The organism is Pseudomonas sp. 2995-1 (genome assembly GCF_002742505.1).
In the GTDB taxonomy this organism is placed as follows: domain Bacteria; phylum Pseudomonadota; class Gammaproteobacteria; order Pseudomonadales; family Pseudomonadaceae; genus Aquipseudomonas; species Aquipseudomonas sivasensis.
Genome location: NZ_LJSA01000379.1, coordinates 77,548 through 82,014, shown reverse-complemented (window position 1 = coordinate 82,014; position 4,467 = coordinate 77,548). Strand labels below are relative to the sequence as shown.

3 protein-coding genes are annotated in these 4,467 nt (G+C 59.9%); 2 read left to right on the top strand and 1 reads right to left on the bottom strand.

Annotated features, from left to right (window positions below):
* The first annotated feature begins 474 nt into the window (after window positions 1-474).
* Window positions 475-1,626 (top strand): macrolide transporter subunit MacA, encoded by a 1,152-nt coding sequence (gene macA, locus AOA61_RS21190; protein WP_099602665.1) that lies wholly within the window; start codon window positions 475-477, stop codon window positions 1,624-1,626.
* 3 nt (window positions 1,627-1,629) lie between these two features.
* A complete protein-coding gene (locus AOA61_RS21185) occupies window positions 1,630-3,588 on the top strand; it encodes a MacB family efflux pump subunit (RefSeq protein ID WP_032885760.1) in 1,959 nt (652 codons plus the stop codon).
* A gap of 117 nt (window positions 3,589-3,705) precedes the next feature.
* Here the strand turns inward: AOA61_RS21185 and AOA61_RS21180 are convergent, their stop codons facing one another.
* Window positions 3,706-4,374: a helix-turn-helix transcriptional regulator gene (locus AOA61_RS21180; RefSeq protein WP_178075202.1), complete on the bottom strand. Its 669-nt coding sequence runs from the start codon at window positions 4,372-4,374 to the stop codon at window positions 3,706-3,708.
* Window positions 4,375-4,467: the final 93 nt, after the last annotated feature.

The following is a 4,467-nucleotide window of genomic DNA, read 5'->3' as shown; positions in this document are numbered from 1 at the left end:
AGAGGGTATACCGCTTTAAATGTGGGAGGGGGCTTGCCCCCGATAGCGATCTTTCGGTGCACATATCCATTCCCGCGGTAACGGCGACTTGTGGTTCCGCTCTTACAGCGGGTTACTTTTGGAAAGGCCGGAATGCCGGCCCAGCCAAAAGTAACCAAAAGGCCTTCGCCCCACCACTCGGCACCTCGCCTAGGCTCGGTGTGCCCTCACTCCGGCTTTGGAGCGTGGGCCGTCGCTCCAAAACCTGCGTTCGGCCAGCGTGGTTTTACGGGGCGACCGCAGATCAAAATCAAGAGCGCGGCGGCCTTAGAGCCGACCGGTTTATTGAGTCGAACTGATTTCACAGGTGGGAGGGGGCTTGCCCCCGATAGCGATCTTTCGGTGTGCATTTCCACTCCTGCAGAAACGGATATGTACCCAATCAAAAAAAGCCCAACCCAATAGGCCGGGCCAAACCACTTTCTATGGTCATCTATGCAAAACTCTAAATTCCGCAAAATCGGCATATTCACCGTACTGGCCGTAGCCATCAGCCTAATCATCTACACCGTCCAGGCACCGGCCGACGCACCGCTGTACCTCACCGCCACTGCCGAACGTGGCGACATCGAAAACGCCGTCCTGGCCACCGGCCTACTCGAAGGCATCAAACAAGTCGACGTCGGCGCCCAAGTCTCCGGCCAGTTAAAGTCACTCAAGGTCAAAGTGGGCGACAAGGTAAAAAAGGGCCAATGGCTCGCCGAAATCGACCCGTTGATCCTGCAAAACACCCTGCGCAAAGCCCAAGTGGATGAGGAAAACCTCCAGGCCCAGCGCAGGGCCACGGCGGCTCAGCTCAAGCAGGCCAAGTCGGTGTATGAACGCTACAAAGGCTTGCAGGATGACGAGTCGGTATCGCGCCAGGACTTTGAAGATGCCGAATCGACCTTCCAGGTGCAGCAGGCCAATCTGTTGGCCCTGGATGCGCAGATCAAAAGCGCACATATCCAGATCGACACCGCCAAGATCAACCTGGATTACACCCGCATCAATGCGCCCATCGACGGCGATGTCGTGGGCATCGTCACCCAGGAAGGCCAGACGGTGATCGCCAGCCAACTGGCGCCGGTGCTGCTCAAGTTGGCGGACCTGGACACCATGACGGTCAAGGCCCAGGTGTCGGAGGCGGATGTGATTCATATCAGCCCCGGCCAGCAGGTGTATTTCACCATCCTCGGTGAAGCCGACAAACGCTACTACGCCAAGCTGCGCGGCACCGAGCCGGCGCCGCAGAACTTCCTTGAAACCCAGACTGCCGGCACGCCCAAGCAGAACACAGCAGTGTTCTACAACGCGTTGTTCGATGTGCCCAACCCCGACCATCGCCTGCGCATCGCCATGACCGCCCAGGTGCGTATCGTGCTCGACACCGCCCAGGCCGCGTTGATGGTGCCGGTGGCGGCGCTCGGGGCGCGCAATAAGGACGGCAGTTACGCGCTGCGGGTGCTGGATGCCAAGGGCAAGGCGGTGTCCCGTGATGTAAAAACCGGCATCAACAACAACGTCAAGGTGCAGATCCTGGAGGGCCTGGCCGAGGGCGATAAAGTGGTGATCGGTGATGCGTCGCCTGCTGTGGCGGGGGATTGACGGATGAGCCAGCCACTGTTGGAACTCAAGGGCATCACCCGCAGTTTCATGGCCGGCGAGCGTGAGTTCATTGCGCTCAAGGGTATCGACCTGACGATTCAGGCCGGGGAAATGATCGCGATTATCGGTGCGTCCGGTTCCGGTAAATCCACCTTAATGAATATCCTTGGCGGCCTGGATTACGCCACTGCCGGCAGTTACAAGATCAATGGCATCGAAACCCGTTCGTTGGGTGATGAACAACTGGCGGAACTGCGCCGCGATTATTTCGGGTTCATCTTCCAGCGCTACCACTTGCTGGCGCACCTCAGTGCTTTGCACAACGTGGAAATGCCGGCGATTTACGCGGGCACCCCACAGACTCAACGCCACAGTCGCGCACGGGAGTTGCTCGAACGCCTGGGGCTGGCCAGCCACACCACCCACCGTCCCAGCCAGTTGTCGGGCGGGCAGCAGCAACGGGTGAGTATCGCCCGGGCCTTGATGAATGGCGGTGAAGTGATCCTCGCTGACGAACCCACCGGCGCCCTCGACACCCACAGCGGCAAGGAGGTGATGCGTATCCTCGCCGAGCTGCACGCGGCCGGGCACACGGTGATTATCGTCACGCACGATCCCAAGGTGGCGGCGAATGCCCAGCGTATTGTCGAGGTCTGCGACGGCGAGATCATCAGTGACAAGGCCAACACCCGCAGTGGACTGGACGCGCCTGCCGAGGCGCCGATAGAGCCCCGGCGCAGCGGCGCACGGCGGTTGGTGGCGAGCCTTGGGTTGTTCAAGGAAGCGTTCAACATGGCCTGGGTCGCGCTGGTGTCCCATCGCATGCGCACCTTGCTGACCATGCTCGGCATTGTCATCGGCATCACCTCGGTGGTGTCGATCTCGGCCATCGGCGAAGGCGCCAAGCGCTATGTGCTCAAGGACATCCAGGCGATTGGCAGCAACACCATCGATATCTTTTCCGGCACCAGTTTCGGCGACAGCCGCGCCTCGGCCATCGAAACCCTGATGCCGTCGGATGTGGACGCGTTGAACCAGTTGTACTACGTGGACAGTGCCACGCCGGTGGTGGGCCGCAGCCTGTTGCTGCGCTACGGCAATATTGATCTGGATGCCCAAGTCAATGGCGTCAGCGACCGCTACTTCAAGGTCAAGGGGCTAAAGCTTGAAGCCGGTATTGCCTTCAGCGAAAGCGATGCACGGCGCCAGGCCCAGGTGGTGGTGATCGACCACAACACCCGGCACCGTCTGTTCGGGCCGAACGTGGACCCGTTGGGCCAGGTGATCCTGGTGGGCAACCTGCCGTGCACAGTGATTGGCGTGACGGCCGACAACAAAAACATGTTCGCCGCCAGCAAGGCGCTCAACGTGTGGGTGCCTTACGAAACAGCGGCGGGGCGTCTTTTAGGCCAGCGCCACTTGGACAGCATCACCGTGCGCATCAAGGACGGTCAGCCGAGCAAGGTGGTGGAAGACAACGTCAACAAGCTCATGCTGCAACGCCACGGCACCAAGGATTTTTTCACCAACAACCTCGACAGCATCATGCAGACGGTGCAAAAAACCAGCCGCTCCCTGGCGCTGCTGTTGTCGTTGATCGCAGTGATTTCATTGCTGGTGGGGGGGATTGGCGTGATGAATATCATGCTGGTGTCGGTCACCGAGCGTACTCGTGAGATCGGTATTCGCATGGCAGTGGGCGCGCGGCAGTCGGACATTCGTCAGCAGTTTTTAGTGGAAGCGGTGATGGTGTGCCTGATCGGCGGCTTGATTGGTATCTCGCTTTCCTATGCGCTGGGGTTTCTGTTTTCGCTGTTTGTGAAGGAATGGGAAATGGTGTTTTCGGTCGGCTCAATCGTCACAGCCTTCGCCTGTTCGACGCTGATCGGCATTGTGTTCGGCTTTGTGCCAGCGCGGAACGCGGCGCGGCTGGACCCGATTGAGGCATTGGCCAGGGACTGATTTCTGTTGGCCGGTGAAGATCAAGTGTGGGAGGGGGCTTGCCCCCGATGAGGGGCTGTCAGTTGATGCATCTATGGCTGACACACCGCTATCGGGGGCAAGCCCCCTCCCACCGGTTTAACTGGTGATGTCGTCTGTGGAATACATCCAGCGCAACAACGAATGCCGTCCGCTGATCCCCAGTTTGATCGCCGCCCGCTTGAGGTAGCTTTCAATCGTGTTGACCTTCAATGCCAGTTGCTCCGCCAACTCCGGCGCCGTCCGCCCGGCCAGCAAGCCTACACACACTTCCAGCTCGCGGTTGGACAGGGTCAGGCCCGATTGCACCAGGCGTTCTTCAATGCGTCGGCGCAGGGTGTCGATGCCCTGGTTTTGCGGCTCCCTCGGATCGCTGTCCTGGCGGCAGGGCTGGATCGCGGCGATGTGTTTTTCCACCATCGGCAGCAGCAGGGTGGAGAAGTCCTGCAGCATGCTGCGCTCCTGAGGCGAAAAGCTTTCGGACTGGTGCGAGCGGTACACCGACAGCACGTAGCGCACGTCGTCTTTGCGGCGTGTGAGGTGCAGTTGTGCGGCGGGCTGTGCTTCGCCCAGGGCCGCCACCGAATCGGTGTAGACCGGGCTGATCTTGCGGCGGGGGTGCCCTTCGGGGCTCACGCGCATTTGGGTGATATGGGTGGCGTCCACTGCCAGTTGGGTGAGAATCAGGTCATGCAGCATGCGTGGGAAATGGCGACTGCCGGTGCTGGCGATGACCTTGCCTATATGTGGGAACAGGTTTGAGTTCATCAGTTCGTCCATGAATGTCGAGTGCAGGACGTATGCTAGTACAGCCTGGCGGCGGGATGGGGATCCAATTGGGAAAAAAACCAGATTAAGCAC

Bases quoted from the DNA above. Each gene is read 5' to 3' on its own strand.
- AOA61_RS21185 (WP_032885760.1), top strand. From the start codon at position 1,630: ATGAGCCAGCCACTGTTGGAACTCAAGGGCATCACCCGCAGTTTCATG.
- AOA61_RS21180 (WP_178075202.1), bottom strand. From the start codon at position 4,374: ATGAACTCAAACCTGTTCCCACATATAGGCAAGGTCATCGCCAGCACC.
- macA (WP_099602665.1), top strand. From the start codon at position 475: ATGCAAAACTCTAAATTCCGCAAAATCGGCATATTCACCGTACTGGCC.